This window comes from Pseudomonas sp. GW823-FHT04A03, assembly GCF_058796615.1.
Window position 1 is genome coordinate 699,531 of record NZ_JBXAIV010000002.1, and the last position, 17,008, is coordinate 716,538.

General features: G+C 62.8%; 10 protein-coding genes. 4 read left to right on the plus strand and 6 right to left on the minus strand.

Going from position 1 to position 17,008, the window contains the following annotated elements:
• Window positions 1–72 precede the first annotated feature (72 nt).
• Window positions 73–2,400: a TonB-dependent receptor gene (locus AC1Q9F_RS09170; RefSeq protein WP_207985017.1), complete on the plus strand. Its 2,328-nt coding sequence runs from the start codon at window positions 73–75 to the stop codon at window positions 2,398–2,400.
• Between the two features lie 132 nt (window positions 2,401–2,532).
• Window positions 2,533–5,061: a PepSY domain-containing protein gene (locus tag AC1Q9F_RS09175; protein ID WP_492619512.1), complete on the plus strand. Its 2,529-nt coding sequence runs from the start codon at window positions 2,533–2,535 to the stop codon at window positions 5,059–5,061.
• Window positions 5,062–5,182: 121 nt separating this feature from the next.
• On the opposite strand, the gene AC1Q9F_RS09180 is transcribed toward AC1Q9F_RS09175, so the two are convergent.
• Genes AC1Q9F_RS09180 through ptsP form a run of 4 tightly spaced genes read right to left on the minus strand, consistent with a single transcriptional unit; the run spans window position 5,183 to window position 12,331 of the window.
• Window positions 5,183–6,724 carry an alkaline phosphatase D family protein gene (locus tag AC1Q9F_RS09180; protein ID WP_492619511.1) on the minus strand — a complete coding sequence of 514 codons (1,542 nt, stop codon included), beginning with the start codon at window positions 6,722–6,724 and terminating at the stop codon, window positions 5,183–5,185.
• A 59-nt stretch (window positions 6,725–6,783) separates the two neighbouring features.
• Window positions 6,784–8,517, minus strand: a complete 1,734-nt coding sequence (locus AC1Q9F_RS09185) for a PTS fructose-like transporter subunit IIB (RefSeq protein ID WP_492619510.1) — start codon at window positions 8,515–8,517, stop codon at window positions 6,784–6,786.
• A gap of 11 nt (window positions 8,518–8,528) precedes the next feature.
• A complete protein-coding gene (gene pfkB / locus AC1Q9F_RS09190) occupies window positions 8,529–9,470 on the minus strand; it encodes a 1-phosphofructokinase (RefSeq protein ID WP_492619509.1) in 942 nt (313 codons plus the stop codon).
• Window positions 9,470–12,331, minus strand: coding sequence for a phosphoenolpyruvate--protein phosphotransferase (gene ptsP / locus AC1Q9F_RS09195; protein ID WP_492619508.1), 2,862 nt, complete (start codon window positions 12,329–12,331; stop codon window positions 9,470–9,472). The genes pfkB and ptsP overlap by 1 nt, the downstream gene beginning before the upstream one ends.
• A 306-nt stretch (window positions 12,332–12,637) precedes the next feature.
• Between ptsP and cra the strand changes: the two genes are divergently transcribed.
• Entirely contained in the window at window positions 12,638–13,633 is a 996-nt protein-coding gene (cra, locus tag AC1Q9F_RS09200; RefSeq protein WP_492619507.1) for a catabolite repressor/activator, read from the plus strand.
• 3 nt (window positions 13,634–13,636) lie between these two features.
• Window positions 13,637–14,413: a TatD family hydrolase gene (locus tag AC1Q9F_RS09205; RefSeq protein ID WP_492619506.1), complete on the plus strand. Its 777-nt coding sequence runs from the start codon at window positions 13,637–13,639 to the stop codon at window positions 14,411–14,413.
• Here AC1Q9F_RS09205 and AC1Q9F_RS09210 read toward each other — a convergent pair whose 3' ends face one another.
• A complete protein-coding gene (locus AC1Q9F_RS09210) occupies window positions 14,414–14,803 on the minus strand; it encodes a hypothetical protein (RefSeq protein ID WP_007953715.1) in 390 nt (129 codons plus the stop codon).
• 155 nt (window positions 14,804–14,958) lie between these two features.
• On the minus strand, window positions 14,959–16,989 hold the full coding sequence (locus AC1Q9F_RS09215; protein ID WP_492619505.1) for a methyl-accepting chemotaxis protein: 2,031 nt from the start codon (window positions 16,987–16,989) through the stop codon (window positions 14,959–14,961).
• Window positions 16,990–17,008 lie beyond the last annotated feature (19 nt).

Genomic DNA, 17,008 nt, shown 5'->3' on the forward strand with positions numbered 1-17,008 from the left:
GTTTCGCAATTGATACGAATACCTGTTTACCCTATATTCCGCCGCCTCAAATCCTTGGGGAGGGGAATAAAAATGGCACGTCAACAAGCACAATTACCGGTCAGTTCACCACGTCTGCTCGCTTCCGCCATCGGCGTGGCAATCACCGCCGGCTCCGCAGGCCACATGGTGTTCGCCGCCGAAAAAACCGACAGCAAAGCCACCGGCAATGCCATCGCCCTGGACGCCACCGCCATCACCGGCGAAGCACAGGACTCGACGTCCTACCAGGTCGAGAAAGCCTCCTCGCCCAAGTACACCGCGCCGCTGGTCGATACCCCGCGCTCGGTCACCGTTATCCCGCAACAAGTCCTGAAAGACACCGGCGCCCTGAACATGCAGGACGCGCTGCGCACCGTACCGGGCATCACTTTCGGTGCCGGTGAAGGCGGCAACCCGCAGGGCGACCGCCCGTTCATCCGCGGTTTCGACGCCCAGGGCGACACCTACCTCGACGGCGTGCGCGACACCGGTTCGCAGAGCCGCGAAATCTTCGCCGTAGAAAACATCGAAGTCAGCAAGGGTCCGAACTCCGCCATCGGTGGTCGCGGCGCGGCTGGCGGCAGCATCAACCTGGTGAGCAAGAAAGCGCACCTTGGCAACTCTTTCGACGGTGGTTTCACCTGGGGCTCCGACCAGACCCAGCGTTACACGATGGATGGCAACTACCAGTTCAGCGACACCGCTGCCGGCCGTCTGAACCTGATGAGCCACGAGAGCAACGTCGCCGGTCGCGACAAGGTCGACTACGACCGTTGGGGCATCGCGCCGTCCCTGGCCTTCGGCCTGGGCACCGACACCCGCGTCAACCTCGACTACTACCATCTCGAAAGCAACGACACCCCGGATTCCGGCATTCCTTACACCATCCCGGCCGGTGGCTCGGCGGCGCGCACCAAGTCCAACCCGGACAAGCCGTACGCCGGCGGCGATCACAGCAACTTCTACGGTCTGGACCGCGACTTCCGCAAAGGCCGCACCGACACTGCGACCTTCGCCATCGAGCATGACCTGAGCGACTCGCTGACCATCAAAAACACCCTGCGTCACGGCACCAGCATGCAGGATTACATCCTGACCCAGCCGGACGACAGCAAGGGCAACGTCAACAACGGCAGCGTCTGGCGTCGTGCGAACACTCGCGTGAGCAACACCGAGACCACCACCAACCAGACCGACCTGTTCGGCAACTTCTACCTCGCCGGTTTCAAGAACAGCTTCTCCACCGGTGTCGAATACACCCGTGAGGAAAGCCGGAAGTCTTCGTACAACGTCAACACCGACACCACGCCGCGCACCACCAACGTGGCGTCCAGCACCAACTGCACGCCAGCGATGATCGGCGCGCCGAGCGGCTACAACTGCACCTCGCTGTCGAACCCGAACCCGAACGATCCGTGGAACGGCGCCATTTCGCGCAACTACGCCGGCACCGACACCCAGTCCGATACCTACGCGCTGTATGTGTTCGACACCCTGGAGCTGTCCCAGCAATGGCTGGTGAACATGGGCCTGCGTTACGACCACTTCGAAACCGGCTATAAGACCTACACTGCCGCTGGCAACACCACCGCCAAAGGTGCCGACACCAGCGAGTTCGTCACCGGTCAGTTCGGTATCGTCTACAAACCGGCAGAGAACGGCAGCATCTATGCGTCCTACGCCACCTCCGCCACGCCACCGGGCAGCACCTTGGGCGAAGGCATGGACGGCAACCCGCTGGGCGGCACGCCGGATCGCAACGGCAACCTGCTCAAGAGCGACATGGAGCCGGAAACCACCAAGAACTACGAAATCGGTACCAAGTGGGATCTGCTGAACGATCGCCTGTCGCTGACCGCCGACATCTTCCGCACCGAGAAAGAAAACGCGCGTGTCCAGGTTGATACCACCTCGTACGAAAACGCCGGCAAGACTCGTGTACAAGGTATCGAGTTGTCCGCCAGCGGCAAGATCACCGACAAGTGGCAAGTGTTCGCCGGTTACGCCTACATGGACAGCGAACAGGTTGACGGTGGCGACCTGCCGGCCAACAAGGCCAACAACGGTAACGAGCTGCCTAACACGCCGAAAAACAGCGCCAGCCTGTGGACCACTTACCAGGTCACGCCGAAGCTGACCATCGGTGGCGGTGCGTTCTACGTGGATGACGTATTCGGCAGCGTGGCCAACACCACCATGGTCGATTCCTATGTTCGCTACGACGCGATGGCGGCGTACAAGTTGAGCAAGAACGTCGACCTGCAACTGAACGTGCAGAACCTGACCAACGAGACCTACTACGACAAAGCCTTCTCGACTCACTTCGCCAACCAGGCGGCGGGCCGTACGGCATTGCTGAGCACCAACTTCCACTTCTGATCGAAGAGGGAAGTACCGAGCCCCGTTCATTCATTTGAGCGGGGCTTTTGTGCGTAATAAAGAACGTTTCTCGATAAGCCACGGCATAATGCACGCCGTGAACACAATTTCCGAACGGACAAGGCAAGCGACGTGTTGAAGAAAACCCTGTTCCAGTTGCACTGGTTTTTTGGCATCACTGCCGGGCTGGTGCTGGCCCTGATGGGCATCACCGGCGCTGCCTATTCGTTCCAGGACGAAATTCTCAAAGCCCTCAACCCCTCCGTATTGCAGGTCGAGAAACAGGTCGCCGGCGTCCTCCCGCCTGCCGACCTGGTGGCGCAGATCGAAGCGGCCTCTGGCAAGAAAGTCTCGATGCTCTCGGTCGAGACCGAAAGCGGCAGCGCCGGCCGCGTCTGGTTCACCCCGCCCAAAGGTGAACGCCGGGGCGAGATGCGCTACTTCGATCCCTACACCGCCGAGTTCAAGGGCGACGCCACCGGCCAGGACTTCTTCGGCCTGATGCTGCAACTGCACCGGTTCCTCGCCATGGGCGATACCGGCCGCAACATCACCGGCGCCTGCACCCTGATGCTGCTGTTCTTCTGCCTGTCCGGTCTGTACCTGCGCTGGCCGCGCCAGTGGAACAGCTGGCGCGTGTGGCTGACCCTCGACTGGAAGAAAAAGGGTCGCAGCTTCAACTGGGATCTGCACTCGGTGTTCGGCACCTGGTGCATGCTGGTTTACCTGCTGCTGGCACTGACCGGACTGTCCTGGTCCTACGAGTGGTACAACAAAGGCCTGACCAGACTGCTTTCCGATGCGCCGCAAAACGAACGCGTGCGCGGCGGTCGCGGCCCGGCCCCCGAAGGTCCGGCGCCGACTGCCGATTACGCCGCCATGTGGGTCAGCATCTACAGCGCCGCCGGTCCAGGCCTCGCTTCCTACAACATCCGCATGCCGCCAGTGGCCGGCCAACCGGCGACCGTGTTCTATCTGCTCGACAGCTCGCCCCATGACCGCGCGCTGAACCAGATCACCCTCGACCCGGCCACCGGCGTCGTCAAACGCGTCGACCGCTACGCCGACAAAAGCTTCAAGGCGCAGTTGCTGACCAGCATTTATGCGCTGCACGTCGGCAGCTATTTCGGCCTGGTCGGGCGGATCATCGTCACCGTCGCGGCGGTGTTGATGCCGCTGTTCTTCATCACCGGCTGGCTGTTGTACCTGGATCGCCGACGCAAGAAAAAGCAGATCAAGGACGCGCGCAAAGGCCTCGACCAACCGGCCGGCGATACGCCCGCGTGGCTGATCGGCTTTGCCAGCCAGAGCGGTTTTGCCGAACAATTGGCGTGGCAGACCGCCGGTCAACTGCAGGCAGCCGGATTGCCGGTGAAGGTGCAGCCGCTGGCGAATGTCAGCGAGCAGGATCTGCGTGAATCGAACAACGCGCTGTTCGTGGTCAGCACTTTCGGCGACGGCGAAGCACCGGATAGCGCTCGCGGTTTCGAGCGCAAGGTATTGAAGAACGCCTCGACTCTCGACAGCCTCAACTACGCGGTGCTCGGCCTCGGCGATCGTCAGTATCAGCACTTCTGCGGTTTCGCCCGGCGCCTGCATCAATGGCTGGGCGAGCATGGCGGCAAGACCCTGTTCGCCCCAGTGGAAGTCGACAGCGGCGATCCTTACGCCCTGCGTCACTGGCAGACCCAGCTCGGCCTGATTACCGGGCAAGCGCCGGTCGACACTTGGCAGGCGCCAAGCTACGAAAACTGGACGCTGGTGCGCCGCGAGCTGATGAACCCGGACAGCAGCGGCTCTCCGGTCTTCCTGCTCGGCCTGACCGCGCCGACCTCCCGCAGCTGGCTGGCCGGCGATCTGGTGGAAGTGCTGCCACGCAACTGCCCGTGGGCGATCGAGCATTTCCTCGACGGCCTCGGCATCCGTGGTGAAACCAGCGTCAAGGTCAACGGCCTGGAAGAGTCGCTGGAAGTCGCCCTCGCCACCCGCCAGTTACCCGAGCACCGCGCCCACCTGGTGGGCCTGCACGCTCAGGCGCTGGTCGATGCGATGGTGCCGCTGGCCATGCGCGAATACTCGATCGCCTCGATTGCCGCCGACGGCGTGCTGGAACTGATCGTGCGTCAGGAACAGCATGCCGACGGCAGCCTCGGCATCGGTTCCGGCTGGCTGACCGAGCATGCTCCGGTCGGCGGCAGCATCAGCCTGCGGGTCCGCCGCAACAGCGGTTTCCATCTGCCGAACGCTCCGGTGCCGATGATCCTGCTGGGCAACGGCACCGGCCTCGCCGGGCTGCGCAGCTTGCTCAAGGCGCGGATCGCCGACAATCAGCAGCGTCACTGGCTGCTGTTCGGCGAACGCAATCGCGAGCACGACTTCCTCTGTCGTGCAGAGCTGGAGGAGTGGTTGATCAATGGCGATCTGGAACGCCTCGATCTGGCGTTCTCGCGGGATCAGGCCGAGAAGGTTTACGTGCAGGATCGCCTGCGCGAATCGGCCGGCGAGTTGAAGAAATGGCTGGCGGACGGTGCGGTGATCTACATCTGCGGCAGCCTTCAAGGCATGGCGTCGGGCGTGGATCAGGTGCTCAATGAAGTGCTGGGCGCCGCTGAAGTCGAACGCCTGATCGAGCAGGGTCGCTATCGCCGCGACGTTTACTGAGCACACATAACAACTGTGGGAGCGAGCTTGCTCGCGATGACGGTTTTACATTCAACACATTCGTTGTCTGTTACACCGCTATCGCGAGCAAGCTCGCTCCCACAAATTGTTTGCGGTGAACTCAGGTCGGTGACAGCTTCTGCTCGAACACCGCAACACCCTCCAGATCCCGCAACACCACGCTCATCTCCCCGCTCTGCCCGTCAATGTTCACCTCACCGAAAAACTGAAACCCGGCAAACGGCGAGGCGTTCTGTACCGCCGGCGCCTTCTCGAACACCACCTGCGGGCCAAAGGTCTTGTCCAGCGGATTGGGGCCGAAACTGCCGGCGTTCAACGGCCCTGCGACAAATTCCCAGAACGGTTCGAAATCCTGGAACGCCGCACGATCCGGGTGGTAGTGATGCGCCGCGCAGTAATGCACGTCCGCCGTCAGGAACACGAAATTGCGCACCTGCTGCGCGCGCAAAAAGCCCAGCAGTTCGGCGATTTCCAGTTCACGTCCCTGCGCCGGACCTGGGTCGCCGTTGGCCACCGCTTCCCAGCGCGCAACACCGGGACTGACTTCGCCATCCGGCACGCCGAGACCGATTGGCATGTCGGCGGCGATGACTTTCCACTGGGCTTTCGAGGCCTTCAATCCGCGCTTGAGCCAGTTCAGTTGCTCACGCCCGAGGAACGGTTTTTCCGCCCCGAGATTGTCGTCGTTGGCGCCGCGATAACTGCGCATGTCGAGCACGAACACATCGAGCATCGGCCCGTAACTCAGCTTGCGATAGATCCGCCCACCGCCATCGGCGGCCTGCAAACGCATCGGCGAATATTCGAGCCAGGCCTGACGCGCACGACCGACCAGGGTGTGGATATTTTTTTCCTGATAACGCTCGTCGAGCTGCTTGCCCGGCGACCAGTTGTTGACCACTTCATGGTCGTCCCACTGCCAGATCTGCGGCACTTCGGCATTGAAGCGACGGACGTTTTCGTCCATCAGGTTGTAGCGGTAATTGCCGCGATAATCGTCGAGGGTCTGGGCGACCTTGCTTTTGGCTTCGGTGGTGAGGTTGCGCCAGATCCGGCCACCTTCCGTGGTCAGTTGCGTCGGCACCGGGCCGTCGGCGTAGATGGTGTCGCCGCTGTGGATAAAGAAGTCCGGCAGGCGCATGCGCATGGCTTCATAGATGCGTATGCCGCCGATATCGGGGTTGATGCCGAAGCCCTGGCCTACGGTGTCGCCGCTCCAGACGAAGCGGATATTGCGCCGTGCCGTCGGTGCGCTGCGCAAGTGGCCGAGCCACGGTTCGCTGGCGACGCCAGTGCGGGCGTCCTTGAAATACACGCGATAGAAAATCGCCTGATCGGCGGGCAGCCCGGTGAGTTCGACGCGGGCGGTGAAATCGCTGCGGGCATCGGCCAGCGCCGAGACGACGCGGCGCGGATGGCGGAATTGGCTGCGGGTGTCCCACTCCACCACCATCTGCGCCGGGCGGTCGGCACGGCTCCAGATCATCGCGCGGTCGCCCTGCAGGTCGCCAGATTGCACGCCGTCAGTGAGTTGCGGTCGATCCTTGACCGAGGCGATGACGGCCGGGGCCAGCCCCGGCATCAGCAGTCCGGCGCCGACGGCTTGCATCACGCGCCGGCGACCGGGATTGAAATCGCTCATGGTGTTCTCCCTGAAAAAAGGAAAACTTAAGCACCGCTAGATGAAAGGGGTGTGACACCTCACGCCTTCGCGGGCTCCAGCGCCAGCTCCACGGCTTCCGGCCGCTTGACCATCGCGTACACAACCGCCGTCAGCAGGCTGCCCGCGACGATTGCCAGCAGATACAGCAGCGCATGGTTGATCGCGTTAGGGATCGCCAGCACGAACAGCCCACCGTGGGGCGCCATCAGTTTGCAGCCGAAATACATCGACAGCGCACCGGTCAACGCACCGCCGGCAATGCTTGCCGGGATCACCCGCAACGGGTCTTTCGCAGCAAACGGAATCGCCCCTTCGGAGATAAAGCAAAGCCCCAGCACCAGCGCCGCTTTACCGGCTTCGCGCTCGGTCTGGGCGAACTTGCGCCGGGCGATGAACGTGGCGATGCCCAGACCAATCGGCGGCACCATGCCGGCGGCCATGGTCGCGGCCATCGGTGCATAACTCTGCGAGGCCAGCAGTCCCACCGAGAACGCATAGGCAGCCTTGTTGATCGGCCCGCCGAGGTCGACGCACATCATGCCGCCCAGCAGCACACCGAGCAGGATCGCGTTGGTGGTGCCCATGCTGTCGAGGAAATGCGTCAGCGCCGCGAGCATCCCGGCCACCGGTTTGCCGACCACGTAAATCATCACCAGCCCGGTGAACAGACTGGCGAACAACGGGATGATCAGAATTGGTTTCAGCGCTTCCAGGCTTTGCGGCAGCGCCACGTATCGACTGATCGCCTTGGCCGCGTAGCCTGCGATAAAGCCGGCAACGATCCCGCCAATGAAGCCGGCGCCCAAGGTGCTCGCCAGCAAACCACCGATCATCCCCGGCGCCAGACCGGGACGGTCGGCAATCGACCAGGCGATGTAGCCGGCCAACAACGGCACCATCAATTTGAACGCGGTCTCGCCGCCGATCTGCATCAGCGCCGCCGCCAGCGTGCCTTCTTCCTTGAACGCGGTGATGCCGAACACGAACGACAAGGCGATCATCAGACCGCCCGCCACCACCATTGGCAGCATGAACGACACACCCGTCAGCAGGTGTTTGTAGACGCCGCTTTTCTCCTGCTTGGCCGGCGCTTTGCCGTCGCTCGCAGCACTTTCCTGCTTGCCTTCGGCCAGGGCTTTTTTCAGCGTGGCCTCGGATTGCTTCAAGGCGATCCCGGTGCCGCAGCGATAGATTTTCTTGCCGGCGAAACGCTCGGTCGCGACTTCAATGTCAGCCGCCAGCAGCACCACGTCAGCCTCGGCAATCGCGGCAGCGCTCAGCGGATTTCGCGCGCCGACCGAGCCTTGGGTTTCGACTTGCAGATCAAAGCCCAGACGCTTGGCGGCTTGCTGCAAGGCTTCGGCGGCCATGAAGGTATGAGCGACGCCGGTCGGGCAGGCGGTGACCGCGACCAGTCGCGGTGCTTGAGCACTGGCAACCACGGGCGGCGTTTCGGCAGCGACGTAAATCTCGGCCTCGACGGCGCCACGCCGCAGTACTTCTTCGACATCCTGCAGGGCTTGCGCCGGCGCGATCCGAAAGACTTTCTTGCCGATGAACCGGGTCATGTCCACAGGTCCCGTGGCCACCAGCAACACCCACTCGGCGGCCTCGATGGTGGCCGCCGACAACTCGCGTTCCGGGTGCGCGGCATCCACCACTTCGACGCTGGTGCTCCAGCCCTGACGCTGGGCCGCGGCATCCAGCAACCGGGCGCACAGCACACTGGTGACCATGCCGTTCGGGCAGGCCGTGACAATGGCTAACTTCATGACAAACCCTCTTATTGTTCTGTCAGGGGGCGCACGCGCACGCCCTGTTCGAGCTGCGTCAGTTGCGCAGCATCGTGAATACCGAAACCGATCTGGGTCACCGCCTGCGCCGCAATCGCGGTGGCCGTGCGCAGGGTTTGTTCCGGCGTATCGGCGCTGAGCAAGCCGTGAAGCATGCCGGCCAGCAACGAATCGCCGGCACCGACCGTGCTGGCGACGCTGACCTTCGGCGGCGTCGCATGCAGCGCCGAGCCGACGCTGAACCAGTTCACACCTTCGGCGCCGTGGGAAATCACCACATGCTCGATGCCTTGGGCGTGCAGCCGATTGGCCGCCTCGGCCTGAGACGCGTGGGACACCACTTCACAGCCCAGCGCATCGGCCAGCTCTTCAGTGTTCGGCTTGATCAGCCACGGGCCGGCCTTGAGCGCCGCGCGCAAGGCTTCGCCGCTGGTGTCCAGGGCGACTTTCAGGCCTAACGCCTTCAAGCGCTCGACCAGTTCGCGCAACCACTGTGCAGTGACTCCGCGCGGCAGACTACCGGCGACCACCACCGCGTCATGCCCCGGCGCGATCTGCACCAGACGATCCAGCAACGCCTGTTGCGCCACCACGCCGACCACCGGACCCGGGCCGTTGATGTCGGTGATGCGTCCGTCCTGTTCCGCGACCTTGATATTGCTGCGGGTCTCGCCGGGCACCCGGATAAACGCATCAGTGAAACCGCGCTTGGCGAACAGGTTTTCGAACGCTTGCAGATTGTCTTCGCCGAGAAAGCCGCTGACCGTCAGTTGATGACCGAGGTCGGCCAGCACCTGTGCGACGTTGACGCCCTTGCCGGCGGCGTGGGTGTGCATCTCGTCGCTGCGGTTGACCTGACCGGCCTCAAGACGTGGCAACTGCACCGTGAGGTCCAGCGCCGGGTTGAGGGTCAGGGTGAGAATCTTGGCCATTACAGGGCCTCCACTAATGCGCGCACTTCGTTGGCGCTGCCCACGGCCAGGGCTTGTTGAGCAAGGGTTTGGGTCTGGGTCAGGCTGAGTTCACGAATGCGTGCCTTGACCTCGGCGATGCTGCGCCCGGAGACGCTCAGTTCATCCACGCCAAGGCCGACCAGCACCGGCACCGCCAGCGGATCCGCCGCCAGTTCGCCACACACACCGACCCATTTGCCGTGGGCATGGGCCGCGCGCACGGTGATGTCGATCAGTTGCAACACCGCCGGGTGCAGGCCGTCCGCCTGGGCGGACAGGGTCGGATGACCACGGTCGATGGCCAGGGTGTATTGGGTCAGGTCGTTGGTGCCGACGCTGAAGAAATCCACTTCTTTGGCCAGCACTGGCGCAAGCAAGGCAGCGGACGGCACTTCGATCATGATCCCCAGTTGCAGATCGGCAACCGGGATTTCCAGGCGCAGGCGTTCGGTCATGTCGCGGGCCTGACGCCACTCTTCGACGCTGCCGACCATCGGGAACATGATCCGCAATGGACGGTTGTCCGCCGAACGCAGCAAGGCGCGCAACTGCGCTTCCATGATCTGCGGACGTTGCAAGGTCAGGCGAATACCGCGCACACCGAGGAACGGGTTTTCTTCCTTGGCGATCGGCCAATACGGCAGCGGCTTGTCACCGCCGACATCAAGGGTACGCACCACCAGCGGCCGACCGGCGAGGCCATCGAGGACGCGGCGGTATTCGGCTTCCTGAGTCGCCTCGTCCGGCGCTTGCGGATGGGCCATGAAAATCAGTTCGGTGCGCAGCAGGCCGATGCCTTCGGCGCCCTGCTCCACCGCGCTGATCACACCGGCGCTTTCGCCGATGTTGGCGAACACTTCCACGGCGTGGCCGTCGGTGGTGTGCGCTGGATGATGGCGTTGTTCGGCAGCGGCTTTCAGGCGTTGCTCGCGGGTGTCGCGTTCTTCGCTGGCGCGTTGCAGGGTCGCGGCATCCGCGTCCACATGCAGGCGACCGCGCTGGCCGTCGAGCAGCAGCGGCGTGCCCGGTTTCAGCAGCAATACCGCTGCGCCCGCACCGACCAGCGCCGGAATGCCCAGTGCGCGAGCGACGATGGCGCTGTGAGCGGTGGCGCCACCACGGGCGGTGAGAATCCCCGCGACCCGCGCCGGATCCAGACGCGCCACGTCGGACGGGCCGACTTCATCCATCACCAGAATGTACGGTTGCTCTGGCTCGGCGGGCGTCTGCACGCCACACAGTTGCGCCAACACCCGGCGGCCGATGTCGCGCAGATCGGCGGCGCGTTCGGCGAGCAACGCGTCCTGCAACGCTTCCTGTTGTTTCGCGGCGGCCTCGATCACGGCCATCCAGGCTGCTTCGGCACTTTCGCCCTGCTTGAGGCGGGTGTCGACTTCATCGGTGAGTTCCGGGTCGTCGAGCATTTCCTGGTGGGTGATGAAAATCTCGCGGATCGCCTTGGCCTTGCTGCGTTCGATCAGGCCCTGAATGTCCTGACGCACGTCGGCCAGCGCTTGCTTGAGACGCTCGCGCTCGATGGCGGCGGACTCGCCGCGCAACGGGTAATCGATGGTTTGCTGAACCTGAATGTGTGCCGGGCCGATGGCGATGCCGGGGGCGGCAGGAATCGCTTGCAGCAGGCTGCCGGAGGCCGGGGCGCTCAGGACTTCGGCAATGTCGGCGATCACTTCGCGCTGCTGACTCACGGCCGGCAGCGGCTCGACTTCTTCGCCGAGGCCTTCTTCGATGGCGGCCAGCAACGCCGGCAATGCGTCGGCGGCGATGCTCGGTTTGGCGATGATTTCCAGCACCTGCCCGCGACGGGCGCCCAGGCTCAGCAGTTTGCTCAGGCTTTTCACCGATACGGCGCTGTCCTGACCGTCGACGATGCGCACACGGATTTCACCGTCAAAACTCTTCGCCAGTTGCGCGAGGATTTTCGCCGGCCGCGCGTGCAGACCATGGGCGTTGGCCAGCGCAATTCGCGCACTTGGCCAGTCGGCCGGCAACTCACCGCCGAGCACTTCGAGGACTTTGCGGCTGCTGGTGGCGCGGCCCAGTTCATGGCCGCGACCTTCGATCAGCAACGCGCACAAACGCTCAAGCAACGCCTGATGCGCTTCACCGAGGCTGGCCAGACAAAACAGACCGCTGAGCGGCTGGCCGAGGTAGCGCATCGGTTTGTCCGGCGTGACGAACGCCAAGCCTGGACGCTTCACGGTCTGCTCGCTATGCAGCCACCACAGGCCATCGCCCAGCGGTAGCGCTTCGACCTGCTGCAATACACCGGCGAACCCGTTGCTTACGCAATCGGCCTGACGTAGCAGACGTGCCCCGCGCCAGACCAATTCTTCGAAATCGTCGGCGGAGACCCCGAGGCCGATCATCTGCGCATCCAGCGCCAGCTCCTGTGGCGCGCCTTGCAGCAGTTTCAGCAGCGCTTCGGGAGAACTCGCGCGGCGCAGGGCCTGGCCCAGATCGGTCTCGCCGAGGGCACGAGTCAGCAGTTGCAGCAGGCGCAGGTGTTCGTCGGATTTGGCGGCGATACCGATGGCCAGATAAACGATCTGGCCGTCGCCCCAGTCCACGCCGTCGGGAAACTGCATCAGACGCACGCCGGTGGCGAATACCTGATCGCGGGTTTCGGGCGTGCCGTGGGGGATCGCAATGCCTTGACCGAGGAAGGTCGAGCCCTGAGCCTCCCGGGCCTGCAGGCCGGCGAGGTATCCGTCGGCGACCAGACCATCGGCGACCAGATGACTGGCCAGCAATTGCAAAGCGGCGGGTTTATCCACAGCCGACTGGCCCATGGATATCTGCTCTACAGTGAGCTCGAGCATGCGATCTCCTTTTTGGCGCGGTGGCGCGCCAGGTATTGTTTTGAATGGTTGCAGCTTAGGCGCTATGGGCCATCCTTTTCAGGAGGCAGTTTTGGCGGTTTCACGGCAGAACCGGCCAAAGGCGTCTAAAACGTAGAAAATACGCTTGCTGAAACGTTTAATCTAGATTGATCGGCACGTTACTCGATAATGTCCCATCCTTGAAGTCCAACTTGTCGGATGCGCTGAGACAATGGTCGCCTGCCTGAATCGGGTAGGATTGGCGAAAATGTCGCGGCAAGCTCGAAAAAACAAGGAAATCCCGGGTTGAAACTCAGTGATATCGCGCGGTTGGCCGGAGTGTCCGTGACCACCGCCAGCTACGTCATCAACGGCAAGGCCGAACAGCAACGCATCAGCACCGCCACCGTCGAGCGGGTGCGGGCGGTGGTCGATCTGCACGGCTTTACCCCCAATCCACAGGCGGCGGGACTGCGCAGTCGGCACACCCGGACCCTGGGTTTTATCCTGCCGGATCTGGAAAACCCCAGTTACGCGCGGATCGCCAAACTGCTGGAGCAAGGCGCCCGTGCGCGGGGCTATCAGCTGCTGATCGCCAGCTCCGACGATGCACCGGACAGCGAGCGGCAACTGCTGCAACTGTTCCGCGCCCGGCGCTGCGATGCGTTGATCGTCGCCAGTTGTCTACCGGCCGGTGACGACAGTTATCGCCAGTTGCAGGCCAAGGGACTGCCGATCATTGCCATCGACCGGGTGATGGATGCCGAACACTTCTGCTCGGTGGTCAGCGATGACCGCGAAGCCAGCCTGCACCTGACCGAAAGCCTGCTCGACCCGCAGCCGAAACAGATCGTGCTGCTAGGCGCGCGTCCGGAACTGAGCATCAGCCAGGAACGTGCGGCCGGGTTCAAAGAGGCTTTGGCCGGATTCAAGGGCGAAGTGCTGATCGAGCACGCCGAATCCTTCAGCCGCGAGTGCGGCAAGCAATTGATGGAAGAACTCCTGCAACGCCTCGGGCATTTGCCGGATGCGCTGGTGACCACGTCCTACGTGCTGCTGCAGGGCGTTTTCGACGCGCTGCATGACTTCCCGCTCAAAAACCGCCCGCTGCGCCTCGGCACGTTCGGCGACACCCAGTTGCTGGACTTCCTGCCGCTGCCGGTCAACGCCATGGCCCAGCAGCATCAGTTGATCGCCGACAAGGCGCTGGAACTGGCACTCGCGGCAGTCGAGCAATCGGACTACCAGCCTGGCGTGCAGGCCATTGCCCGTACCTTCAAGCAGCGTATTCACCGGGACTGAGCCGTGGAGCTGATCGACAGCCACACCCATCTGGACTTCCCCGACTTCGACGCCGACCGCGCGGCGCTGCTCACCGAAAGCCGCGCCCTCGGCGTGCGGCGGATGGTGGTGCTCGGGGTCTTCGAGGGGAACTGGCAGCGGGTGTGGGATCTGGTGCAAAGCGACGCCGATTTGTACGCGGCGTTCGGATTGCACCCGGTCTATCTCGATCAGCATCGGCCTGAAGACCTGCTTGCTCTGGGCGATTGGCTGACACGGCTAAAGGGTCATCGGCAGCTGTGCGCGGTCGGCGAAATCGGCCTGGACTACTTCATCGAAACCCTCGACCGCGAACGCCAGCAAGCGCTGTTTGAGGCACAGCTGCAACTGGCGGCGGATTTCGAACTGCCGGCGCTGATCCATGTGCGTCGCAGCCATGCGGCGGTGATTGCCACGCTCAAGCGCTTCAAGCTCAAGCGCGCCGGGATCATCCACGCCTTCGCCGGCAGCCTTGAAGAGGCGCGGGAATACATCAAGCTCGGTTTCAAACTCGGCCTCGGTGGTGCACCGACCTGGCCGCAGGCGTTGCGCATGCACCGGGTGCTGGCCGACTTGCCGCTGGACGCGGTGGTGCTGGAAACCGACTCACCGGACATGGCGCCTGCCATGTACCCCGGCATTCGTAATACGCCGGCGCATCTGCCGGCGATCTGCGACTCACTGGCCGCGTTGATGAACATCAGTGCGCAACAACTCGCCGCCGCCAGTACCGCCAACAGCTGCGACGTGTTCGGCTGGTAATCAGTCGGCGTGGGCCTTGGCCGCGTCGAGAATCAGTGTCAGGTGTTGTCGCTGCCGGGCATAACGAATGACCGCGAAGTACACGAAAATCGCGATCAGCGACGCGTTCAACTGCTCGGTGACGCTGAGCAACCCCACCCATTCCATCACCAAAGCCACCAGCAACGCGGTGCACACCGTCACCAGCGCACTGGCGCGCATTAGCCCGAGAGAGTCGAGCGAGCGAAAGCGTTTGATCTGCTTCGGACAGCGCAGCTCCAGGCTTTTCTGGCAGTGCGCACAGGTGAATGCTTCGTGGATCGATATGGCGTTGAGCTGCCAGGGTTTGAGCACCAGCGTGGTCTGGCAGTGGGCGCAGCGGCCCTGGACGCCCAGGGTTGCGACGGACATGTGCGATCTCCTCCAAGTGGTCAAAGAACTGAGCTTGGTTCATTGAAGACGAAAAACCAGCACCCGGAGGAAAACAGGATTTGGCTTACAGATGTAAGCAAAAAAGTACTACAAAGCATTCCGAAAAAACCTGCCTCACCAGGAGGCAGGTCGGTTCAAACCCGGAACGCGCTGATCAACTGCTTCAATTCGACCACCTGCGCCGATAACGCGCGGCTGGCATCTTCGGTCTGATGCGCACCTTCCGCTGTGCGCTCGCCGGCCCGGTTGATCTCGACGATGTTCTGGTCGATGTCGTGGGCGACAGCGGTCTGCTGCTCGACGGCGGCGGCGATCTGCTGGTTCTGATCGACGATCATGCCGACCGCGCCGAGGATGTTTTCCAGCGCCTGCTGGACTTTTTCCGACTGCCCCACCGTGCCGTTGGCCATCTGATGGCTGACGCCCATGGCCTTCACTGCCGCGCCGACGCCGCCGTGGAGTTTGCCGATCATCTGCTCGATTTCTTCGGTCGATTGCTGAGTGCGTTTGGCTAGCGTGCGGACTTCGTCAGCGACCACGGCAAAACCACGCCCCTGCTCACCGGCCCGCGCGGCCTCGATCGCGGCGTTGAGCGCCAGCAGATTGGTCTGCTCGGCGATACTCTTGATCACTTCCAGAACGCGGCTGATCGACTGACTGTCGCTGGCCAACTGATTGATCACCAGCACCGATTGATCGATTTCGCTCGCCAGTGCCGCGATGCTGCCCTGCTGCGATTCCACCAGTCCGCGACCGCTAATGGTTTCGTCGTTCACGCTGTGGGCGCTGCTGACCGCAGCCGCTGCACTGCGTGCCACCTCCAGCGACGTCGCCGACATCTGGTTCATCGCGGTGGCCACTTGCTCGATCTGCGTGCGTTGCCCGGCGACCGCCTGATTGCTTTGCGCCGAGACGTTTTCCACTTGCCCCGCCTGTCGCTCGACCTCACCAACGGTGTGGCCGACCCGTTCGATCAGGTCATGGATTTTCCTCACCGTACCGTTGAACACTTCGCCCAGCTCACCGAGTTCATCGCGGCTGTTGGCGCGGAAATTCACTGTCATGTCACCCGCCGCGACCTTATCCATCATGGCGCCGAGGTTTTTCAGGGTGGCGCGGGTCGACGCGTAGAAGCCGCCGTAGAGATAGAAAATCAGCACAAACACCACCGACAACGCCACGGCTTGCAGCACCATGTGCGTACGGTTTTGCCCCAGACGCTGTTGCAACTGGGTGTCGAGGAATTTCAGGGTGGCGTCGTTGAGCTGGTAGGTCTGAGCCATCAACCCGGTGACCTGGTCATAAAAGCCCTGCCATGGCGCGTCGAGCGTTTCGGCCATCACCACTTGCTCTTCGATCAGGGTGCCGGCCTGTTTCAGCGTCGCCTTGCTGGCATCCGCCGGTGCACTCAGAGAATCACGGGCGGCTTTGCTGGAGCCCAGCGCATCCTGCAATTTCAGGCCATATTCGGCCTGAAGTTTTTCGATCTGCACCAGCAACTCGTCAAAACGGGTGCTCGACGAACTGTTGAGAAAGCCCTGGCCCAATGAATACGAGCCCATCGCCCGACCTTCGCCCAAGGCCTGGGTGACGGCCGGCGTGGTCGCGGTGATCAGCTCGCTGAGCTGGCGTATGTCGCCCTGATTGTCGCGACTCAATCCGGCCTGGCTGGCCACGATCTGGCTGAAAATCTGCGCATTGCCCAGCAATTTGCCGATCAGCGCACTTTTACTTTGCAGGGAATTTTCCGCTTGCTGGTTCTTGAAGGCAGCGATCATTTCATCGCGCTTGGCTTCGAAGAACTTGATCTGCTCCGGATCCTCCGTCATGGGCGTCAGCCCTTGCAGGCGCGCCAGGACGTTTTGCTCAAGGCTGGTGATCTGCGCCTCGACATTGCCGGCCTTGCCGGACTGGCCGAGGGTGACATTGATCTGCACCAGATTGTTGAGGGTTTCCAGATCCCGGCGCAGGGTCAGGCTGCTGCCCAGCAGGTCGAGGCTCTGCAGCTCCACCCGGGTGCCCTGGAATTCGCGATAGGAATCGCGCACCAGATAGAAATTGGTCACCAGCATCGGCACCAGGAACAGCACGCTGATCAGGCTGAACTTCATGCCGAAGCTCAAGCGGTTCATCAGCGAGACGGCGGGATAGAGCAAGCTCTTCACTGGAAGTCTCCCTTGGTTT